The organism is Pseudomonas sp. GW460-LB5, assembly GCF_059423245.1.
Genome location: NZ_JBWKXT010000020.1, coordinates 73,005 through 94,122 on the forward strand (window position 1 = coordinate 73,005; position 21,118 = coordinate 94,122).

The following is a 21,118-nucleotide window of genomic DNA, read 5'->3' on the forward strand; positions in this document are numbered from 1 at the left end:
TCCGTCACTTCACGCTCTGCTGCATGTTCTGCCTGGCAGCATCCGTTGCCGCTTTGCTGGTCAGGGTCTGGCCGCCAGCTGTGCTGACGTTCATCGATACCAGCGACGCCAACTGAGCTTCCATGTTTTCGTACTGCCGGTACTGCTTTTCCTGGATGGCCAGGTCCAGCGCCTTGATCTTCAGCAACTCGACCAATGCACCACGCTCGTTCTGTGCCGCCATGACCCGCGCCCAGCTGTCGTACTCCGCCGTGTTGCCCGAATAGCGCTTCACTTCGTTACGGAAATGCACTGCCAACGGCAGGTCGGTACCTGTTTCCTTGCCTTCAACGCCTGAGTAGTCGAGCTGGATCGCCTTGAGGCTGGACAGCGCAGGTGAAACCAGTGCGTCCTTGCGGGCTTTGGAAAGGGAGTAATCCTCGGCGGCAGACGATTTGCCCGCCGACGACGGGACCGGGCCGTCTGGCAGGCCGGCAACGTTGTTCACGAACCCGACCTTTGCCTTGTACAGGGTTTCGTTTTCCATGGCGGGTTCGAACAAGGTGGCGACGGTGAGGTCGGCGCCCGGCATCGTCCCCACCGATTTGCACAGGCCAGAGTCTGCCTGGTCCTGGGTGCAGAACGGCTTGCGTGCTTCTATCAGTGCCGTCTGGGCGCTGATAGGTTCGGCGTAGGTGCCCGGTGCGGCCACGATCTCGGCCTTGACCCGCTGGCGAACCTCGGTGCCCATGTCGGCATCCCGGTTGCTGATCAGCGTACGGGTCGAGAAAATCTTGCAGGGCGAATAGCCTTGCCCGAACTCGCCGCCGTAGTCGAAGCGCGCCTGTTTTACCCGCTGTGTCTGGGCCAGTACGTTGAGTGCCGTCGCTGTCTGCTGCGCTGCATTGCGCCCGGCCTCGGCAACCGTGTTGGCTGCAAGGGCTTTCTGCTTGGTCATTACCGCAATGGCCGACGTCAGGCGTTGGCTTTCGGTTTCAAGCAAGGCAGAGAGGGACGCATCGACAGCAGAAACGGCCGCGTTGAGCGTCTGGGTAGCCGTCGTGAATGCGGGGGCTACGGTAGTTTCCTGGTATTGCGGAGGGCAATAGGCCCAGGCCAGTGTGGAGGTCAGGGCCAGCGATACGCCGAATGAAACCTTCCATCTGCGCGCATCGCGTGTTTCGTCGAAATCCTTTTTCATGGCTACCTCACTTTACCGACCGTGCAGCGGTTTCAGACAATACCTTCTGGTACCGCGCTTCCAGCGTGGCGTCGAGGCTGTCGGAGGAGGCGACCACCAGCGTTGCCAGGTTGGCGAGCAGGCGTTGGTTCTGCTCGTACTGTTGCTGATGAATCCATACCTCAAGCCCACCCATCTTGGCCGCCTCTACCAGCAACCCGCGCTGGGTCTGGCGTGCCAGGTTGCCTGACCATTGTTCCGCTTCCTTTCCACCGAAGTACTGGTTTACGCGCAGCTTGAGCACTTCATTGGGTGACTTGTTGCCGAAGCCCGCGCTGCGGGTGTTGGCTGCGTTGATCATCGACAGACTGTAGGCCGGTACCGAGAGCAGCGAGTCCTTGCGATTTTTCTGCACCATGTAGGTTTCACCGGCAGGCGTCGCACCGGCCTCTTTGCTCAGCGCCTGATCTGGCGGGCCCATTACATGCTGGATATAGGCCGTGCGTGCCTCGGTGGTCAGCGAGTTTTCGTCCGCAGGCTCGAACAGCAACGCTGCGTTCGTATCGCCGCCTGGCAAGGTGCTGAGCGTGCACAGGCCGGCGTTGGCTTCAGCTTCGGTACAGAACTTGTCGCGATGCTGCTTGAGTCGTTGCTGCATGGCCTGGCCCGTCGAGGCAACCAGGCGCCCTGGCGATGCGTCCAGTTCACCAACCGAAGCTTTGGCCTTGGCCGCCATGGTGCTGAAGGCGATGTCCATCGACTTGTTCTTGGCCACCGTGCCGCAAGGGTCAAAGCCCTGGCCGGTCGCTGCGTTGAAGTCGAGGTAGGCTTTGGCAACGGCCGTGTTCTGCTGCTGGGCGCGGATGGCGTTGACCAGTTGCTCGGATGTCTGCCGGTTGTTGTCTGCTACCACGTTGGCAGACAGCGCTTCCTGCTTGGTGGCAATGGCCACCGCCGAAATGATCTGCTCGAACTTGTACGACATCTGGGTACCGAAGCTCGTGCCAAAGGCCGCTATGTTGGTGGACACGCTTGTTGTAAGCGCAGCTATCTGGGCTGCGGTCCAGGCTTCTGCCGGGCCGAAGCCATACAACGCGCCATACGAAACACTCGAGAGCATCGTCGAGCCTGCGACGATGCTGGCCAGTTTGAGCCGAAAATTCATATCACTGCCCTGTGAGCATTGGCACGCGACGGTCCGTCACCTGCCCAACAAGAGAATTGGCAGCCATCGCGCTCATCGCCGAGGCAGCGAGCTGTTGCGACTGGGCGTCATTGCAGGCCACCGAGGTGCAGTCGATGTGCGCTTCGGCACGTTGGTCGGTGATCATCGCGGTATAGGCGTAGGCTGCCGCCTCGCCTTCAGGGGCGAGGGTCTTTTCGCTGAACGGCCCTGCGTAGTCCACGTCCCAGCCCTGCATGCCGTTGGCATTGAGCGCGCACATACCCTGCCTGGCTTCGGACACCGTGCAATAGGTATCCCGGTGCATGGCCAGGGTGGCCTGGTCGGCACCCGCCCTGGAGCCGACCCGCTGTGAGGCATAGGTGGCCATCAGCCGCGCTGCATCCTTGTCACGCTGTGATACCGCCTCGACGAAAAGCTTGCCCTGCTCCTGGGCGGTGCACTTGATGGTCACCGGCTGCCCGACTGCGGAGTCGAACGAGGTCGCGGCTTTCATCACCCGGTCGGACATGTCGATGGCCCCTACCGCGTTGGCAAGCTGCTTCTTCGAATCGCTGTCCATTTGCGAGACAACGTTGGCCGACAGCGCGGTCTGCTTGACCGTCACCGACCAGGCACTCATTTCTGTCTGCATGGTGCTGATGAAGGTCAGCACCGAGGCCCAGGACAGCGCCTGGGCCGGCAGCGCAGTTGCCCCCAGCCCAAGGCCCACGGCCAGAACTGCCGCGACTTTTTTCATTGCCGGCCCCCTTTAGTTGAACAGGCCGGCAGCCGAGCTGGATGACCCGCTGCTGCTACTGGAAGAGGAGCTGCCGGTGCTGCTCGAAGAGGTGTCAGGTGCGGGGCTGGGCGCCGGTGCCACGGCTCGGGTTGCCGCCGCGCTGCCGGTCGTGGTGCCGCTGCCGGTGCTGGCGCCACCACCAAAGTCGGTCTGTACGTAGTTGAACGGGTTTACATCCACCGTGTAGGTGGCCTCGTACCCGGCGGCGGCGTTGTGGTAGCCGCTGCCCAGTTGTGGGTCGAGCGTGCTCATGCCCTTGCTGACCAGGCCATTGGTAAGGCCATTCAGGTCGCCCAGAGAAGTACCACTGCTGACCTTGCCGATGGCCTGGTTGATCGGGCTGGTCACCATCGAGGCAACCTGCTGGATCGCGGTGCAGACCTTTTTCTGTGCGTACTGCAGCACGGCAGCCTGGGCCGAGGCCAGGATGCTGCCCAGGCTCGGGATCGAGCCGGACAGGTCGAACAGGCTGCTCAAACCGCCGAAGCAGTCTGCCGTGGCACTGAACAGCGACTCGACATTTGGCGTTGCCGACGCCAGCTCGGTATGGATTTTCAGTGCGTCACTGATGGAGGCGCCAATGGTGCCTTCCTTAGTGCCTTCGGCGCAGGCTTCGGCGTCGGCCTTGATGGCTTCGGCCACCACCGAGTCTTGTTGTGAAATCAAGTTGCTGGAGGTGGCGCCCAGGCTACTGGTTGCCGCAACAGCCGGCCCGGCCAGCAACAGCCAGGCCCCCAGCACGCCGCCCATGACTGCGCGTTTGCCCACAGATTTGCCCACTGCCACAGCGACAGGGTTCAGTCGTCCGTCATACATCTGCGTAACTCTCCATGATCTGTGATATCTCGCGCAGCCGCTCCCCGGAGAAAATCTCGCTGAGCAGGTGAGCCTTGCTGAACGCCTCCAGCCGGCGGCGAAATGCCGTGAGCTCTGCGGGCTGCGACAAGTCGCCAGCCAGCAGGGGGGCCAGCGCGCCGGTGAATGCGATGTTGCGCTGTGCCACATACCGCACCAGGTACATGCAGCGCGAAGAGGTGAGGTGGGCCAGCAGCTCGGTGAAGGGTTGTGGAACCTGGTGCAGGACGAGTGCGTAGGCTTCGACGAAGGCCTGGATTTCTTGCATCAGCAACTGGATTTCGAACTGCTGCGCAGGGGCATCCTCATCGAAATCCACCGCCCAGCGGTCAAGCCGATCCATGCTCATCAGGAAACCCACCAGCTGGGCGTTGCGCGACGACTTGGCAAAATGCCCCAGAACGCCGTGTGCCGTGAGGTCCAGCTGATCGATCGGCGGTGTGCCCGCTTCAGAGGTTGTGTATTCGTCCATTCCCTGCACTCGCTTAAAGCATACTGAAATACGCTAAAATGCATCCTGTTTCTAATTCTGTATCAAAAATGCTGGCGTATCAACTTTTTGACATGGCGAGGCCCGGGAAAGATTTTGGCAATTGGCCATTATTTCCGGGTAGTTGCGAGGATTTCATGTGGCGCCAGCAGGGCAGCTGGCGCGTTATGGGGTGATGGGTGGGCGGTTAGCGCAGCACTACCAAGAGCTGAAAAGGGCAGACCTTAGCGAGGAGTTAGCAGCTAGAGACTCTGCATGATTCTGCATTTGGGGAATGCCGAGCAGCCCCAGAACTGCTGCCCCACCTTTGCGCCTGACTTGAAGGTTCTGATCAGCAGCGCATTGCCACACTTTGGGCACTGCCGTTCTGCGCTCGGGTCGCTACGGCGTTTGAGGTTCTGCACATGCTCGCGATGAGTTGCCAGGGTTGGTGCCCGGCGTCCGGTTTGCAGGGCTTGCAGCATGGCATCTACATCGGCCTCGCTGAACACCGGTTGCTCGAATGATTTCATGTAGCGAATGAACGTGCTGCCTTGAGTGACGTTGGCTGGCATCTCGGTCTTGAAGGTGCTGTCACCAACAAAGGTGATCACTGAGTGCAGGTGCTCGGGGCTGACGTTCAGTGTCGCTTCCAATGCCTTCAGGTGCTTGTAGTTCTGTCGCAGCGGGTTCTGGAATTTGAAGGTGCGTTTGTAGAGCTTCTGTGTCCACTGGGCCTGCTTCTCGCCACCAAAGATCCAGCCGCTCATGTTTTTGGTTTCCAGCACGAAGATACCGTAGATCGAGACAAAGACATGGTCGATCTGCGTCGTGCCGTCAGGTGTATCCAGTGTGATGTTGTGCAGGCGGCGGTAAGTGTTTTCGTCCAGCTTCAGCCATGCGAAATAGCGCACCAGCAGTTCACCAAGGTACCCCTTGGTTTCTGGCCTTTTGAGGATTAGCAGCAGAACGACGAGCGGGATGAACCAACTCAGGGTTGTCCAGTGCTGGCTAATGATTGCAGTGAAATCCATTTCTTGACGCTCCATAGATGCTTGACCTTGTGGATTTTACCGAATCAGGCGAGGTGCCACGACGGCCTTGTCCCGAATTGAAAAATAAATGAGGTGATTTCTCATTCTCGTCCGGCCTGTAGAGAAGGCCGGATTACAGGCCACCCCGCCGACCCTCTTACACGGAGCGAGAGAATGAGTTCTACCCCGGTTCCACAGCGCCATCCACTGAGCCGTGCCTTGCACGCGGCACTGTTCGGTTTGATGGTCAGCAGCTACGCACTGCCGTCGCTCGCGCAGCCTTTGAGCGCTGATCACGACACCCCGCTGAAGCAGTGGAACATTCCTGCCGGCCCGCTGGCGCCCGCACTGGACCGCTTTGCGCGTGAAGCTGGTATCAGCCTGTCGTTCGATGCGCAGAGCGTGGCCAACCGCAATACCCAAGGGGTGCAGGGCGCGCTGGATACCCCGTCGGCATTAGCGCGGCTGTTGCAGGGGACCGACCTGCAGCCCGAGCAGCAAAGCCAGGCTGCCTACCTGGTGGTACCGCAACCCCAGCCTGCCGGCCCGCTGGAGCTGGGCGCGACTGAGGACTACCGCCTGGCGCCCGTCATCATCAATGCCAAGGTCAAGGCCAGTGCCGACGATGACACTCACTCGGTGGTTGCCAAGGAACTGTGGGTGGGCGGCAAGGTGGCGACCAGCATCCTCAACACGCCAGCCTCCGTGTCGGTGGTGACCAACAAGGAAATGCAGCAGCGCAGCGTCAGCACTACTGAAGAGGCGCTGCAATACACCCCAGGTGTGGTCAGCGACTTCTACGGCTCGGACGACCGCAACGACTACTTCCAGATCCGCGGCTTCCAGGCCACCACCTACCGTGACGGCCTGACCTTGAGCTCGATGCGCGGTGTGCGCGAAGACCCGTTCGCCTACGAGCGCATCGAAATTCTGCGCGGCGCCAACTCCACCCTGTTCGGCCCGGCAGACCCAGGCGGCTCGGTCAACTTCGTGACCAAACAGCCGCGCTTCGAAAAATTTGGCCAGGGCTACGTGACCTACGGCTCCTATGACCATGCCGAAACCGGTATCGATGTAGGCGACGCCCTGAACGACGAACAGACGCTGGCCGGCCGCTTCACTGCCAAGATGCAGAACAGCGACCGTGAGTACGACCATTCGCAGGACGACAACCGCTTCGTGATGGGCGGCCTGACCTGGGCGCCTACCGACTTCACTTCGGCCACGGTGATCCTCGACTACCTGAAGACCAACAGCTCGCCAAACAGCGGTGGCTACCCACTGGACAAGGAATACGACCGCAGCGATTTCTACGGCGAACCCGGCTACAACTTCCACGATGTCGAGCGCACCAGCCTGAGCGGCAACATCACCCACGACTTCGATAACGGCTTCACGCTGCGCGGCAACCTGCGCTACAGCGAGTTGAGCGATGACTTTGGCTATGTCTATCTGAGCGACAGCGCTTCGCGGGTTGGTACCACCCTGCCGCGCTATGTATTCGGAACTGACAGCGATGCCGATCAGCTCAACGGTAACCTGATGCTGCAATACGATGCCCAGTTCGAGCACATCGACAGCAGCACCCTGGTGGGTGTGGAATACCTCGACTCCACCACCAAGCAGAGCTCCGTATACAGCCTGGCGCCCTCCATCGATATCGCCAACCCAGTGTTCACCGGCGTGCCGGGCGGCATCACGCCCTATACCCGCAAAAAGAACGACGCCACCACCAAGGCCGTGTTCCTGCAGCAGAACCTGTCCTTCCATGACCGCTTGATCGCTACAGCGGGTGTGCGTAATGACTCCATGGACCTGTCCAGCACGGAGTACGTCGGCGGGGTGAGCAAGCAAAGCGACAACTTCTCTGAAACGTCCTACCGTGGCGCGCTGACTTACATCGTCAACGATGAAGTCTCCACTTATGTGAGCATGGTGGAATCGGTTTCGCCGCCGCAGGTGGGCGTAACGCCGCAGACCGGCAGGCAGTACGAAGTGGGTGTGAAGTACTCGCCACTGGGCATGGATGCGTTGTTCTCTGCTGCCGTTTATGACCTGACCCAGGAAAACGTCACCATCGCCGTGGTGCTGCCGAGTGGCATCATCGAGCAGCAGACGGTGGGCGAGTCACGTGCCCGTGGCCTGGACCTGGAAGCCAAGGCGCAAGTCACGCAAAACCTCAGCCTGATCGGTGCCTATTCCTACATGGAAACCGAGGTGCTGCGCGGTGCGCTGTATGACGGCAGTTCGCTCAAGGGCAAGGAATTCACTGTGGCGCCGAAGCATACGGCTTCGCTGTGGAGCTACTACGACATTGCCAACACTGATGTGAGCGTTGGTCTGGGTGCCAGGTACGTTGGTGGCTATTACATGGATGCTGCCAACACCAAGAAGAGCGACGGCACCACGCTGTTTGACGCGGCCTTGAACTACAAGATTGCCAAGGGGACAGACCTTGCCCTGAATGTCAGCAACCTGTTTGACGAGCAGCATGTGGTGGGCTCGGGGACGGCGAACTATTACAACCCGGGGCGTGAGGTGACGGCGAAGGTGAGTTACAGCTGGTAATACGGCTAGCGGATGGCACGGGTTGCGCCCTGTTCACGGGCAAACCCGTGGCCACAGGTGCGCAAATCCTGAAGCTTGCAAAGGCCCCGGTGTTTGTCAGGCGCTCAAATCGGCACTACTAAAACCGTTGCGCTGATAAAAGCGCTCCAGCTCACGGGCTTCCGGCTCCCTGCCGGTAAAAATCTTCAGGTACTCGGGGATGTAGCGCATGCGCTGAGCCAACGGCTCCCGGGTTTTCATGCTGATGTAGCCGATTTGCGTAAGGTAGATCGACCGGGCGCGGGTAATCGCAGCATCGTTTTCAAAGCCGAAACGGTCGAACATCTGCCGTAACGCCTCGACGCGCTGCGCGTCTGCCTGGCCGATTTCCTGCGCCACTTCCGGTGACTGCAGCGCCCAGCTGCGCATGGCGAACTCGAATTGCGAGTCGAACAGTTCGCTGTTCAGCCAGCAGTCGAAGACGTTGAGAATCGCCTCGGTGATGGACTCGGCATAGGCCTGGGACTGGGTCACCAGGTTGAAGGTGTTCTTGTTTTTCCACTGCTCGATCAAGGCTACGAGCAGGGCATCGCGGTCTTCGAAAAACCAGTAGAAGCTGGTGCGCGACAAATTCAGTTTTTTTGCCAGCGGCATCACGCGCACGGCATCGACACCTGACTCAGTCAGGCTTTCATAAGCCGCATTAAGCCAGCTTTCCAGTGAGCCTCGGCCTGCGGGTTCCGCCTTTGAGGTGGCGCCTTTCATGGGCATTTCTCCCTTTTCAATCTGCTGTTTGTGGCAACTGTACACCATCGTCAAGAGTATTGACACCTGTGTACAGAGGGGCATATTGTCGGCTTGCCTGATGACCTGTTTGCGAGACCGATATGAAAAACGATCCGCTACTTCAGCCTTATCGCCTCAAGCATCTGACCCTGCGCAACCGCATCATCACCACGTCCCACGAACCGGCTTACCCGGAAGACGGGATGCCGAAAAAGCTCTATCGGGCCTACCACGTCGAGCGTGCCAAAGCCGGTGTAGCCATGACCATGACCGCAGGCTCCGCCGCGATCTCCCGTGACAGCCCGCCCGTGTTCAACAACATTCTGGCCTACAAGGATGAAGTGGTCGGCTGGATGAAAGACCTGACTGACGAGTGCCACGAACATGGCGCGGCGGTGATGATCCAGCTTACTCACCTGGGCCGGCGTACCCGCTGGGACAAAGGCGACTGGCTACCGGTGGTGTCGCCCTCCCACAATCAGGAACCCGCACACCGCGCCTTCCCCAAGCAGCTGGAACATTGGGACATCGACCGCATCATTCGCGACTATGCCGATGCCGCCGAACGCATGAAGGCCGCCGGCCTGGATGGCATCGAGCTGCAAGCCTACGGCCACTTGATGGACCAGTTCTGGTCGCCCCTGACCAATGAACTGGAAGGGCCTTACGGCGGCTCGCTGCAAAACCGCCTGCGCTTCACCTTCGATGTGCTCACGGCCATTCGCAAACGCGTGGGCCCGGACTTTATTGTCGGCATCCGTTACACCGGGGACGAAGTGCTTGCCGGTGGGCTGCAAAAAGAGGAGGGCTTGCAGATCTCTCAACTGTTGAAAGACAGTGGCATGATCGACTTCCTCAATGTGATCCGCGGCAATATCGCCACTGACGCCGGGCTGACCGACATCATCCCGATCCAGGGCATGCGCAATGCGCCGCACCTGGATTTTGCCGGTGAAATCAAGGCGCTGACCGGCTTCCCGACCTTCCATGCAGCGAAGATCCCCGACGTGGCCACAGCGCGTCATGCCATTGCCTCGGGGTTGGTGGACATGGTCGGCATGACCCGCGCGCACATGACCGACCCGCACATCGTGCGCAAGATCATCGAAGGCCGTGAAGACGATATCCGCCCATGCGTGGGCGCCAACTATTGCCTGGACCGCATCTACAACGCTGGTGCTGCGTACTGCATCCACAACGCCGCGACCGGGCGTGAAACCACCATGCCCCATGAAATACCCAAGGCGTTGCACAAGCGCAAAGTGGTGATTGTGGGCGCCGGCCCTGGTGGCCTGGAGGCGGCACGTGTGGCAGCAGAGCGCGGCCACGAGGTGGTGGTGTACGAGCTGGCGGACAAACCCGGCGGGCAGATTCGCCTGACCGCGCAGTCCGAGCGGCGCAAAGAAATGATCAGCATCATCGATTGGCGCATGGCGCAATGCGAGCGCCTTGGCGTGACGTTCCACTTCAACACCTGGGCAGACACCGCGGTTGTGCTCGATGAAAATGCCGACGTGGTGATCGTGGCGACCGGGGGCATGCCGCACACCGAAGTGCTGGCACACGGCAATCAGTACCTGGTTTCAAGCTGGGACATCATTTCTGGCGATGTGAAGCCTGGGCGCAATGTGCTGGTGTACGACGATGCGGGCGACCATGCCGGCCTGCAAGCCGCCGAGTTCATAGCCCGCAGTGGCGCCAAGACTGAAATCATGACCCCCGACCGTTCGTTCGCGCCAGAAGTCATGGGCATGAACCTGGTGCCCTACATGCGCGCGTTACAGCACCTGGACACCACCTTCACTGTCACCTACCGGCTCAAGGCGGTGGAGAAACAAGGCGACCAATTGCTGGCCACGATCGGCACCGATTACAGCGACCTGACTAAAACGCGCCTGGTGGACCAGGTGGTGGTCAACCACGGCACCCGGCCGCTGGACGAGCTGTATTTCGAACTCAAACCCTTGGCCAGCAACGAAGGCGCCGTGGAGTACATGGACCTGATTGTCGGCAAGCCGCAAACCGTTGTCAGCAACCCCGACGGGCGCTTCCAATTGTTCCGCATTGGTGATGCAGTGGCGTCGCGCAATACCCATGCGGCCATCTACGATGCCCTGCGGCTGGTCAAGGACCTGTAGCTACTGTGTGTTGCCCACAACAATAAAGACAGCCGTCACCCGATTTAGAAACCTTTAGTTACTGCCCCGAAAGTTGGTTTGACTCAGCGGAGGTTGTTGCATGCAAACGGGTTCTGATTCCATTGAGCTGCTCACGGCGTTAACCGAACGCGACCTGCGCTTTCGCAGCGATGCCAAAGTCACTGAACATGCCATCGCGCCGGTCGACACGGCGTTACTCGATGCCTATGCCGCCATCGACCGCAAAGCCTTGCGCCATTACCGCCTGGAGCGCATTCGCGAGCAACTGCGCGCCCAGGATTACGCCGGCATTCTGCTGGCCGACCCGATCAATATTCGCTATGCCACCGACACCAATAACCTTGGTTTGTGGGTGATGCACTCGCCCAGCCGCTATGTGTTCGTGGCCACCGACGGCCCGGTGGTGCTGTTCGAGTTCACCAGCAGCCGGCACAACAGCGAGCACGTTGAAATCATCGATGAAATTCGCCCGGCGATTCCCTGGCTGTATTTTCTTGCCGGCCCCCGCGTGCAGGAAAAAGCCGAGCGCTGGGCACAGGAGGTGGCAGACCTGATGGCCCGCCACGGTGGCGGCAACCGCCGCTTGGCGGTGGACCGCTGCGACCCTTGGGGTGCCCAGCGCCTGACGCAACAGGGCATTGAACTGTTCGATGCGCAGCCCTTGATGGAGCAGGCACGCTTGATCAAATCGGCGGAAGAAGTGGCCAGCCACCGGGTGTCCATGGGTGTGTGCGACCTGGCCATTGCCCGCATGCGCACAAGCCTGGTGCCGGGGGTTACCGAAAACCAGCTGTGGAGCATCATGCACGGCACCAACGTCGCGCACGGCGGCGAGTGGGCCGAAAGCCGCTTGCTCAGCTCCGGGCCGCGCACCAATCCGTGGTTTCAGGACGCCACCGACAAGGTCATCAAGGCAGGTGAAATGGTCTGCTTCGACACCGACATGGTCGGACCCGGCGGTTACCTTTCAGACATCTCGCGCAGTTTCATCTGCCCCGGCAAGGCGCCAACCATGGCCCAACGCGACTTGCTCGACATCGCCTCGCAGCAGATCAATCACAACGTCGAGCTGCTGCGCCCAGGCCTGTCCTTTCGCGAGTTTGCCGAACACTGCTGGCCGGTGCCCAAGCGCTTTGAGCACAACCGCTACATGATGATGTTGCACGGCGTCGGGCTGGTGGACGAGTACCCCAGCGTCGCCTACGCCGTGGATTTCGCCGAGTGGGGCTACGACGGCCTGTTCCAGGAAAACATGGTGGTGTCGGTGGAAAGTTACATTGGTGAGCAAGGCGGTGGGGAAGGGGTGAAGCTCGAAGAACAGGTGCTGATCAGCGCCAACGGGCCGATCAAACTCTCGCGCACGCCCTTAGTCGACGGCGATCGATAGCTGGAGCAAAACCATGAGCAGCATGACCGTGATTGAAACCGCACCCACCTTGGCGCCGCGGCCGGTGGCCAGCGCCGAACCGTTCTTGCGCCTGGAGGGCATTCATAAACAGTTTGGCCCTTACCCCGTGTTGCACGACGTGTGTTTTGAAATGAACAAGGGCGAGGTGGTGGCCATTATCGGCCCCAGCGGGTCGGGCAAAAGTACCTTGCTGCGCTGCATCAACCAACTGGAGCCGCCGACCAAGGGGCGGGTCAGCATGGATGGCGTGCACATCGAAGCGGGCAAGGCGTTGCCCCGTACCGAGCTGCTCAAGTTGCGCCGGCGCATTGGCATGGTGTTCCAGTCGTTCAATCTGTTCCCGCACCTGACAGTGCTGCGCAACGTCAGCCTGGCGCAAATCCGCACCCTGGGCCGCACCCCCCAAGACGCCGACGCCCGCTCCTTGCAACTGCTCGAACGCGTCGGGCTGGCCGACAAAGCCCAGCATTATCCGGCGCGCTGCTCCGGTGGCCAGCAGCAACGCATCGCCATCGCCCGCGCCCTGGCATTGGACCCTGAGCTGATGCTGTTCGATGAGCCGACCTCGGCGCTGGACCCCGAGCTGGGCCTGGAGGTGCTGGCGGTGATGAAAGAGCTGGCCGGCGAAGGCATGTCGATGATTGTGGTGACCCACGAGATGCACTTCGCCGAAACCGTGTCTGACCGTGTGGTGGTGATGGCTGACGGGCGCATCATCGAGCACGGGCCAAGCCAGCAGGTGATGCGCGAGCCCCAGCATGAACGGGTGGTGCAGTTTCTCCAAGCCGTGAGGAATCGCTGATGCAAGACATCCTGATGATGCTGTTGAACGGCGTACCCTGGACCATTGCCGTTACCGTGCTGGCATTCTGTGTGGGCGTAGTGCTGGGGTTTCCGATCTGTGCCCTGCGCATGTCCAGGGTCAAGGTGCTGAGTGCTCTGGCTGCCATGCTGGTACTGACCCTGCGCTCGATCCCCCCGATTGTCTGGTTGTTTTTCATCTTTTTCGGCATCGGTGGCGGCTATGTCAGCCTGTCGCCGTTTACCGCAGCGGTGGTTGGCCTGGGGCTGATTACGGCGGCGCACATGTCCGAGGTATACCGCGGTGCGTTCGCGGCGATTCCTGCCGGCCAGTTCGAAGCCGCCTACGCGCTTAACCTGTCGGCGCCGCAACGGTTTTTCGATGTGGTGTTGCCGCAGTTGGTGCGCATCGCCATTCCCACCTCAGCCACCTACGCCATTGGCCTGCTGAAGGATTCGGCCGTGGCCTCGACCATTGGCGTGGGTGATATCAGCTTTCAGGCTTACCAGGTTTCACAGCAAACCTTTCAGGGCCTGAGCGTCTACAGCGCGGCGGCGGTGGTGTACCTGGTGCTCAGCGTGCCAGTGGCCCTGTGCTCACGTTGGCTGTCGGCCACGTTGAAACAGAGGATTGCCCGATGAGCGAACTGTTGACGATGTGGGCGCAATGGTTGCCAGAATTGTGGAAGGGCTTTGTGCTGTCGATGCAGGTGACAGCGGTGAGCCTGGGCCTGGGCGTTGTGCTGGGCCTGTTGCTGGCCCTGGGCGTTTCGGCGCCGAACCGCTGGTTGCGTTACCCCTCCCTGGTAGTGGTAGAGCTGGGGCGTGGTGCACCGGCATTGATCCTGCTGCAGTATTTCTACTTCGGCCTGCCCAGCGTCAACCTGACCCTTACCTCGTTCTGGGCCGCTGCGCTGGCCATGGCGTACTGCACGGCGGCCTACACCAGTGAAATCATCCGCGGTGGCATCGAGTCGGTGGCCGCAGGGCAAACCGAGGCCGCCGAAGTGATCGGCCTCAACCGGTTCGACGCGCTGCGCTTTGTGATCCTGCCTCAGGCCTTGCGGGTGGCGCTGCCATCACTGCTGGGGTTCTCCATCATGATGTTCCAGGCCTCGTCGCTGTGTTTCACCATCGCCCTGCCAGAAATTGTCAGCCGGGCATCCTCCATTGGCTCCTCCACGTTCGAGTACATGCCAGTGCTGATACTGGCCGGTTTGATGTATGCCGCTGTCTGTGCCCCGGCGACCCTGGGCGTGGCAGCGCTGGAAAAAAGACTGGCCCCCAGCCAGCCATAACAACAAATGCCACTCGCGCCGATTTCGGCTGCTGCTCTCTTAATGCAAAGGTGACGTCATGACTCGCTCATTCAAACGTTTTACCCGTTGGATGTTCTTGTGCTCCACCTTGGCCGGCGCCCCGTACGCCCTGGCCGAATGCACCCCCGCGAACCGGTTTGAAACCATCACCCCGGGTGTACTCACCGTGGCGGCGTATGTGTTCCCGCCCTACTCGATACCGGGGCCCAACAACCAGTTGAGCGGCGTGGATGGCGAGATCATCAAGCGCATCGCCGAGCGCGAATGCCTGAAAGTCAAAACTATGGTGGTGGACACCGCCGCCGTCGTGCAGGCGGTGGTGGCAAAGCGTGCCGATGTCGGCATTGGCGATTGGTATCGCACGGCAGAGCGCAGCAAGGCGCTGGGCTTGTCGGCACCGTTGTACCTGGACGTGATGGGCATTATTTCGGATGAGGGTTACACCAAGATCTCCGAACTGGATGGCAAGCGTATCGGCACCGTGCAGGGCTACCTGTGGGTGGACGATTTGAAGAAGGCCTTTGGCGACAACCTGGTGCTTTACCCAAACCCCGTGGCCATGGCCCAAGACTTGGCGTCCAGGCGCATCCAGGTTGGCGCGGACAGCTTCGCAGTGGCCGTTTCTTCGCAGCAAAAGGGCGGCTACCCCGGCAAGAGCATCAAGGTGTCCGAGCCCGATCAACGGGTCAAGGCCACGCTTGAGCCCGGGCAGAGCGCCTTCCCGTACACCAAGGCCAACGCAGCCTTGGGCGAGGCGCTGGGCAAGAACATCCAGGCCTTGCACGCCTCGGGCGAAATCGCAGAAATCCTCGCCACGTTTGGCCTGGACCGCGAGGCTGCAAAAGTGGGTGAGCCAAGGATGATTCAGTAACGGTCATCAAATCCTGCAGGAGCGGCTAACGCCGCCCCAGCAGGTTCTCAGGCTGCGGCACACCAACAATCCGAGAACACCGAAGCCACCATGGAAAACCACAAACCCGAAAAGCGCCTGTCTCTGGCCGATGCCACCGCCTTTGCACACCAACTCTGCCTGGCCCACGGCGCCAGCCACCCAGTGGCCTCGGCGCTTGCCGACGCCACGGTATCAGCCCAGGCCCATGGCCAACACGAACTCGGTTTCGGCCATTTGCCTGATTACCTCAGCGGCTTTGCCACCGGCCGAATCGCCCCGGCTGCCGAGCCCATCGTGACCCAGGTCGCACCGGCCATGATCCGCTGCGACGCGGCCCGAGGGATCGCGCAACTGGGGTTCGATCGCGCTTTCCCACAGCTGTGCAGCAATGCGCGTCAACTGGGTATCGCCCTGTTTGCGCAGTTCAACGCTTTTACCTGTGGCGAGTTGGGTTATTACACCCGTCGCCTGGCGCGCGAGGGGCTGGTCGCGTTGGCGTTCACCAATGGCCCTCCGCTGCTTACCGTGGCGGGGCAGCGCAGGCCGCTGTATTCCACCAACCCGATCGCATTTGCCGCCGCCAGTGCAGCGGGGCGGTTGCTGGCGATTGACCAGGCCAGCAGTGCCACGGCCTACGTGAACCTGTTGCGGGCTGCTGAAGCGGGGGAGGCGATACCGGCAGGCTGGGCGGTTGATGCACAAGGCAATGAAACGTGCAGTGCGCGGGAGGCACTGCATGGGACGTTGTTGGCATTTGGGGGTGGTCGGGGGGCAAATATTGCGTTGATGGTTGAGGTTCTGGCGGCGGGGGTGACGGGGGCTAATTGGTCGTTGGATGCAGGCGATTTTCGGGCTGGTAGCGAATCGCCGGGGGCTGGGATGCTGGTGATTGGGATTGCTCCCAGGTTGTTGGATGAGTGCTTTGCTTCGCGGTTGGGTGAGCAGATGGCCCGGCTTGAAGCCTTGGGGGTTTACTTGCCGGGCAAGGGGAAGGAGCAAGCTTATGCTCGTGCGGTTCGTGAGGGGATCAGCTTGCCGTTAGCGGCGTACGATGCGTTTAAGGCGCAGGTGGGGTAGTCACGTCCTTTGCCAACACCGGCTGCGCCAGAAGCAAACGATCCAGTCAATGATTGTTGTGTTGGCTAAGCCTAGTCTTGAAGTATTGCGCAGTCTCTTTGTCGGTGCAGTATAGATAGCAACCCTTCATCCCGCGTGTCATCAGGGTTCGGTATGTATTCTTGATGATCTGGTCTGTTTCATTTCTCGCGAGGGTGGGTTGCTCTTTCATCATTTTTTTCCAGCCGCGAATCGATTTATCGTGCTTGTCGCGCTCATCCGGCGATGTCACTACCTTACCGTCACGTACGACTAGGTCTGGCCCGATGATCACCCCGATGTAGTCGACTTCCAGACCTTGGCAAGTATGAATGCAGCCAACCTGCTCGACGGAGTTCTCAGCGACGATCCATAGGCTGCCATCCTGATCCAGGTTCCACTGGCGTTTGTAGTCACCAATGACGATATCAGCAGCGGTGGGGTCTTTCTTGCTCAACCAAGGCCAGCAATAGCCCGCGACCACACGCGCTTTGTTTCCGTGGTTTTTCTCATTGATTGCTTCATGCATCGCCTGAGGTGAGTCGAACACCTTAAACTCGTACTCTTGAGTCTCAAGCGTCGGATTTGCCGTCGAGCGGATACTTAGCGTGTCATCCAGCCATGCCAGGTAACCGTCGGAACCACTGCAGCGAAATTGCGAAGACAGCACGTGTTCTTCAACCACTGCACCCTTGGCTTTCGCAAAGGCGCGTATTGCCTGCTTGCTGCCGATATCGCTCAAAGTTACACGCTGGTCTTCATCAATGAAGAAAATTGAGCATTTCGCTGAATCAATCAGCTCCTTGATCTGGTTTTCCCCAAGGTTTCCGTAAAGCCCGCTTTTCTCGTTCAGTCGGTGAGCTTCGTCCACGATAAGCGCATCGAATGTGTTGGACTCAGTGTCGATGAATGCCCCAGAGCCTGAGAAGAAATTCGAGAAATGGCTGCGTTTGATGGTGCCAACCAGTTTGCTTTCGTAAACCTTGCGTGGGGCTGCGTTCTTGGAGACGTATTTGCTCATCAGCTTCAGTTCGGTGAGCCTCACCAGCAGATTGATAGCCAGAACAGTTTTCCCGGTGCCCGGTCCACCTTCGATGATCATTACCTTGGGTGCTTGGTCCGAGGCCTCGCTTGCCGCCGCCAGCGCCGACTCAAAAATTGCTTTCTGATCGTCAATCAATACGAACTCGGGCTTGCCTTTCATCAACCCCCCCAGCGCTTCGGCCAGGGCCTTGGAGGGGCGAATTTTTCCTTCGGAGAGCTCGTAGAGAACTTCTTTGTTGTCGCCATGAGTTATATGTGTTTTCAGAAAGCTTCTGAGTTTACTGAGCTCTTCCGGGCCTTTCAGAAACAGCGGAGCCTTGCTGATGTGGTGCTCATAGTGGGCTGAATCTATGACTCCGTCGCTAACGTAGTTATGGAGGTAGGCACACGGCCGGATTTCGATGCTTTTGTCATACACCGCCTCGTTGAAGCCTTCCAGCAGCGCTGCATAGGACCATACCTGGTAGGACGGGTGAATGGTCTCAACAAGGCCGCCACCCAGTGCCGTTTTGACGATGGCATCCTTGGTTGTGGCGTTGGCCTTACTCCATTGCTTGAGCTCGATCAGTACGGCCTTTTTTGCCTGGTTTTCGTCGCGACCGGTGAGCAGAAAGTCGATTCGCTTCGACGACTGCGGAATGTGCAGTTCAATGGCCAGCCCTGCATCGCTCGGCAGGCCCTCGTCTCTAAGGACTTTGGCCATGTACGTCAGGGATCCTTGCCAAGACCTGATTTCCGAGGTGCCAACGTTCTTGCCGGTAGCTTCCTTGTAATGCCTGAGGATCACCTCCTCAATGTCATCGTTATCGTTGTCTTTAAGAAATTGCTGTTTGGTCGCAGCGTAAACGATCACGGGTTGTCCTTAGGTGCGTAATGGTCAGAGTCGGTCGTACTTCTTGCTGCTGCTTCTGGCTTTATCCACGGGATACTTCTCGCCATTCGAGGCGAGTTTCTGTGTCACGGCCTCGTTGAGGTCAATGCCAAGTACATCGCTTAGCCGAACCAGGTACATCAGTACGTCCGCCAGCTCGTCTTTGACGGCTTGGCCAATCTCGTCATCTTTAGCTGCGGAGAGAGAATCGGCATCATTCATCCATTGGAAAATCTCGCACAGCTCCCCAACTTCGCCAGTAAGAGCCAGGATCAGATTTTTGGGGGAGTGGAACTGTTGCCAGTCGCGATCATCTGCAAAACGCTGAAGGGATGCGGCTAGCTTCGCTACGTCAACAAGTGGCGCGGATGAGCTATCAGGATTACTCACGGGCTGCTCTCGGCATCAATGGGGGCAGAAAATGTGTAGGAAATTCGGCCTTTGATTGTAAGAGCTTTCGCTGTTTGCGCACCCTTTTTTGTTTCACGCTCACATGCTGTCTGCTTGCCGAAATCTTCGCCAAGACTCGTCATGCACTGTGATCATGGCAAGGTTGCTCGCGACGACCATCATGGCAACCAACTGAAGACTCGCTCACGCCTTGGTCGACTGAACGCAGCTAGAGCGGCAGTACTTTCCAATGGCGGCGCTGTGCGGTCTAGTGCTGGCAACCTCGCAGCAATCATTGATGACCTCAGGCCGTGCGAGTATTCGTTCCGGTGGAGGGATTGCAAATCCACCGATCGGGCAGGCAGTTCGGGAGAATGGGGGCGGCGATCACAATACGGTGTGCCGGCAGAAAATACTGAAATGGGGATCAACTATTGAGCGTTTGAAAGAAAGCTTTCCGCATTTTGATGATGTGGCCGCTACCTAGGTCGTGTGGTTGCGGCCACGTAATGCAAGAGTTCGACCTCAACGCATCATGCCGAGTTCGGCATCATCCAACAGCGCTTTACCTAACGCACAGAGGTAATGCGCCGCCCAGATCAGCTTGGGCTTGTCTTCCATCAGGCCATCGATAGTCAGGTCCCGCGCATAGCCCATCAGTTCTGAAGCCTGTTCGCGCGCGTTCTGGCAAGGGATGCCGGGTTCGATGCGGAACAGTGGGTGGGTCTGGTTTTCGCCTTGAAAGAAGATAGTTTTGCCGACTGTGCAGTTGGTGTCTTCGGTGGTCATTGATCAATCTCCCTGGTCTGGTGGTTGCCTGGGCTGGCCCTATCACCGGCAAGCCGGGCTCCCACAGGTTTTTCGCTCGGTATGCGAATCAGTGCATCGGTTGCGGGTTCGCTGGCTGCTGTATTTGCGTCAGCGCTGACTCGAGTAATCGGCGCAGGGTTTCGAGCTCGTGCATCGAGGCCATGATCAACACCGATGCGGGCGACCTGGGCTGCATCAGCATCGCCTGCTGGGCTACGGCTTCTGCACAGAGTGCGTAGTCCGAGGCCATCATGATCGTGTCTTCCAGGGAGTGGAGGTGGTGAGGTGGGTCAGGAACAATCTTTAACATTGTGCTGTGTTCTCGATAGGGGCCACCGCCAACCCGCTGTCAAACGGAATGGTGGCAGCTGTGCATGGGTTGACAGACCGGCGAACACAGAAACCGGCGCACGCGAGCGTGCCCCATGCACAACCGCCATGAACGGTTATGCGCGCTGTGTATCGTTGCGGCCTGTCAAAGCCGGTCGTTGATGAGCAACGACCCACCGAGACTAAAACCCTGAAAAAATGACCGCAACGGAAAACAGGCGCTGGGAGTATCTTTGGGAAACGCCCTACAAGAAAGGGGGTAAATCCGATTTTTCGACCGCAGATCCCAAAATCCAGACACAAAAAAAGACGCCCGAGGGCGTCTTCTTCTTTGGATTTGGTGGAGCCGGGGGGATTTGAACCCCCGTCCGCCAGTACTCCGCTGTCGGTACTACATGCGTAGCCGTGTCTACTGATTTAATCCGCAGCCGCCCGACGGGCAGGGTGCTTTGGATGAGTTGTGTAAGTTTTAGTCACTTCGCCCACAACGTGCTACGCGACGATCCTGTTCTGTATGACAATCAGTTCGGGTTTACAGGCATCCCCTAGTGATTGCTGGAGCCGAAGCTACCAGAAGCAACGGGTCAAGAGGACTGCTTACGCAGCCAGCTTGTACTCCGCGCCGTAGTTTTCGTCATTGGCAACTATAAAAGTTGCAACAGTGGATTTACGAGTTCTGTTACCAACTCGGCATGCACCTAGAGTTTCGCTACCGGCGTCGAATCCTAATCGGCCCCACACTAGCGTTACGCTAACGCACCTTACGGCACGTGGGATGGAGTATACGCCATTGCGCGGGCGACGTCGACAGCCGGTCCTGTCGCCCGCTTCATGGTTCACGCGCCGCCGCTGCCGGAGCCGCTGCCTTTCTCGGTTTTTTCCAGGCGCTCCAGCACTTTGCTGGTGATGGCGATGCATTCCTTGGTGTCGCCCGAGGCCTGGGCGGCTTTGGCTTTGTCCACCTGCTCGGTAAGGGCCTTGTCCAGGCCTTCGGAGGTGGCGCCGGCGGTGGCCATGCTGTCGTCGATCTTTTGCAGGTTGGTGTTGCAGAGGTCATCGGCGGCGAACACCGGCGAAGCCAGCAGGGTGGCGGCCGCGAACAGGGCCGAAAGCGCGGTACCTTTCATGGGTGTCTCCTCTGGGGCCTCTGGAAGGTGGGCCTGTAGGGTGGACTGTGGGGGATCT

Annotated in this window: 20 protein-coding genes and 1 other RNA gene; 8 read left to right on the top strand and 13 right to left on the bottom strand. The window is 59.4% G+C overall.

Going from position 1 to position 21,118, the window contains the following annotated elements; all coding sequences use genetic code 11:
• Positions 1-4: 4 nt before the first annotated feature.
• The 6 genes from AC07XM_RS14375 to AC07XM_RS14400 form a co-directional block, all read right to left on the bottom strand.
• Complete coding sequence (locus AC07XM_RS14375) at positions 5-1,180, bottom strand: hypothetical protein (RefSeq protein WP_016489267.1); 1,176 nt, start codon at positions 1,178-1,180, stop codon at positions 5-7.
• A 7-nt stretch (positions 1,181-1,187) separates the two neighbouring features.
• Complete coding sequence (locus AC07XM_RS14380; protein WP_016489266.1) at positions 1,188-2,324, bottom strand: hypothetical protein; 1,137 nt, start codon at positions 2,322-2,324, stop codon at positions 1,188-1,190.
• Position 2,325: 1 nt separating this feature from the next.
• Positions 2,326-3,081 (bottom strand): hypothetical protein, encoded by a 756-nt coding sequence (locus tag AC07XM_RS14385; protein ID WP_016489265.1) that lies wholly within the window; start codon positions 3,079-3,081, stop codon positions 2,326-2,328.
• 12 nt (positions 3,082-3,093) lie between these two features.
• Positions 3,094-3,939 (bottom strand): hypothetical protein, encoded by an 846-nt coding sequence (locus tag AC07XM_RS14390; RefSeq protein ID WP_016489264.1) that lies wholly within the window; start codon positions 3,937-3,939, stop codon positions 3,094-3,096.
• Positions 3,932-4,450 carry a type IVB secretion system protein IcmW gene (locus AC07XM_RS14395; RefSeq protein WP_016489263.1) on the bottom strand — a complete coding sequence of 173 codons (519 nt, stop codon included), beginning with the start codon at positions 4,448-4,450 and terminating at the stop codon, positions 3,932-3,934. Before AC07XM_RS14395 ends, AC07XM_RS14390 begins: the two co-directional genes overlap by 8 nt.
• 260 nt (positions 4,451-4,710) lie before the next feature.
• On the bottom strand, positions 4,711-5,481 hold the full coding sequence (locus tag AC07XM_RS14400; protein WP_023047583.1) for a nuclease-related domain-containing protein: 771 nt from the start codon (positions 5,479-5,481) through the stop codon (positions 4,711-4,713).
• Between the two features lie 174 nt (positions 5,482-5,655).
• Between AC07XM_RS14400 and AC07XM_RS14405 the strand changes: the two genes are divergently transcribed.
• The gene (locus tag AC07XM_RS14405) at positions 5,656-8,049 is read left to right on the top strand and encodes a TonB-dependent siderophore receptor (protein WP_060518503.1); all 2,394 of its coding nucleotides are present in this window, start codon (positions 5,656-5,658) and stop codon (positions 8,047-8,049) included.
• Positions 8,050-8,145: 96 nt separating this feature from the next.
• Here AC07XM_RS14405 and AC07XM_RS14410 read toward each other — a convergent pair whose 3' ends face one another.
• On the bottom strand, positions 8,146-8,793 hold the full coding sequence (locus tag AC07XM_RS14410; RefSeq protein ID WP_016489260.1) for a TetR/AcrR family transcriptional regulator: 648 nt from the start codon (positions 8,791-8,793) through the stop codon (positions 8,146-8,148).
• 122 nt (positions 8,794-8,915) lie between these two features.
• Between AC07XM_RS14410 and AC07XM_RS14415 the strand changes: the two genes are divergently transcribed.
• From AC07XM_RS14415 to AC07XM_RS14445, 7 genes are all read left to right on the top strand, one after another.
• Positions 8,916-10,952: an NADH:flavin oxidoreductase gene (locus AC07XM_RS14415; RefSeq protein ID WP_102689271.1), complete on the top strand. Its 2,037-nt coding sequence runs from the start codon at positions 8,916-8,918 to the stop codon at positions 10,950-10,952.
• Between the two features lie 100 nt (positions 10,953-11,052).
• Positions 11,053-12,360: a M24 family metallopeptidase gene (locus tag AC07XM_RS14420; protein ID WP_102689270.1), complete on the top strand. Its 1,308-nt coding sequence runs from the start codon at positions 11,053-11,055 to the stop codon at positions 12,358-12,360.
• A gap of 13 nt (positions 12,361-12,373) precedes the next feature.
• Positions 12,374-13,183: an amino acid ABC transporter ATP-binding protein gene (locus AC07XM_RS14425; protein WP_102689269.1), complete on the top strand. Its 810-nt coding sequence runs from the start codon at positions 12,374-12,376 to the stop codon at positions 13,181-13,183.
• Positions 13,183-13,824, top strand: coding sequence for an amino acid ABC transporter permease (locus tag AC07XM_RS14430; protein WP_102689268.1), 642 nt, complete (start codon positions 13,183-13,185; stop codon positions 13,822-13,824). The genes AC07XM_RS14425 and AC07XM_RS14430 overlap by 1 nt, the downstream gene beginning before the upstream one ends.
• Positions 13,821-14,480 carry an amino acid ABC transporter permease gene (locus AC07XM_RS14435; protein WP_019470406.1) on the top strand — a complete coding sequence of 220 codons (660 nt, stop codon included), beginning with the start codon at positions 13,821-13,823 and terminating at the stop codon, positions 14,478-14,480. The genes AC07XM_RS14430 and AC07XM_RS14435 overlap by 4 nt, the downstream gene beginning before the upstream one ends.
• A 58-nt stretch (positions 14,481-14,538) precedes the next feature.
• Positions 14,539-15,372, top strand: a complete 834-nt coding sequence (locus tag AC07XM_RS14440) for a substrate-binding periplasmic protein (RefSeq protein ID WP_102689267.1) — start codon at positions 14,539-14,541, stop codon at positions 15,370-15,372.
• Positions 15,373-15,462: 90 nt separating this feature from the next.
• The gene (locus tag AC07XM_RS14445) at positions 15,463-16,470 is read left to right on the top strand and encodes an Ldh family oxidoreductase (RefSeq protein WP_102689266.1); all 1,008 of its coding nucleotides are present in this window, start codon (positions 15,463-15,465) and stop codon (positions 16,468-16,470) included.
• Positions 16,471-16,516: 46 nt separating this feature from the next.
• On the opposite strand, the gene AC07XM_RS14450 is transcribed toward AC07XM_RS14445, so the two are convergent.
• The 6 genes from AC07XM_RS14450 to AC07XM_RS14475 all read right to left on the bottom strand — a co-directional run bounded on the left by AC07XM_RS14450 (position 16,517) and on the right by AC07XM_RS14475 (position 21,060).
• Positions 16,517-18,385, bottom strand: coding sequence for a DUF2075 domain-containing protein (locus AC07XM_RS14450; protein ID WP_016489252.1), 1,869 nt, complete (start codon positions 18,383-18,385; stop codon positions 16,517-16,519).
• 24 nt (positions 18,386-18,409) lie between these two features.
• Entirely contained in the window at positions 18,410-18,793 is a 384-nt protein-coding gene (locus AC07XM_RS14455; protein WP_060518488.1) for a nucleotide pyrophosphohydrolase, read from the bottom strand.
• 525 nt (positions 18,794-19,318) lie between these two features.
• On the bottom strand, positions 19,319-19,582 hold the full coding sequence (locus AC07XM_RS14460) for a DUF3077 domain-containing protein (protein ID WP_016489250.1): 264 nt from the start codon (positions 19,580-19,582) through the stop codon (positions 19,319-19,321).
• A gap of 88 nt (positions 19,583-19,670) precedes the next feature.
• Positions 19,671-19,913, bottom strand: coding sequence for a hypothetical protein (locus tag AC07XM_RS14465; protein WP_016489249.1), 243 nt, complete (start codon positions 19,911-19,913; stop codon positions 19,671-19,673).
• 358 nt (positions 19,914-20,271) lie between these two features.
• Positions 20,272-20,670, bottom strand: a transfer-messenger RNA (tmRNA) gene (gene ssrA / locus AC07XM_RS14470).
• Positions 20,671-20,769: 99 nt separating this feature from the next.
• Positions 20,770-21,060: a PA2433 domain-containing protein gene (locus AC07XM_RS14475; RefSeq protein WP_023047600.1), complete on the bottom strand. Its 291-nt coding sequence runs from the start codon at positions 21,058-21,060 to the stop codon at positions 20,770-20,772.
• Positions 21,061-21,118: the final 58 nt, after the last annotated feature.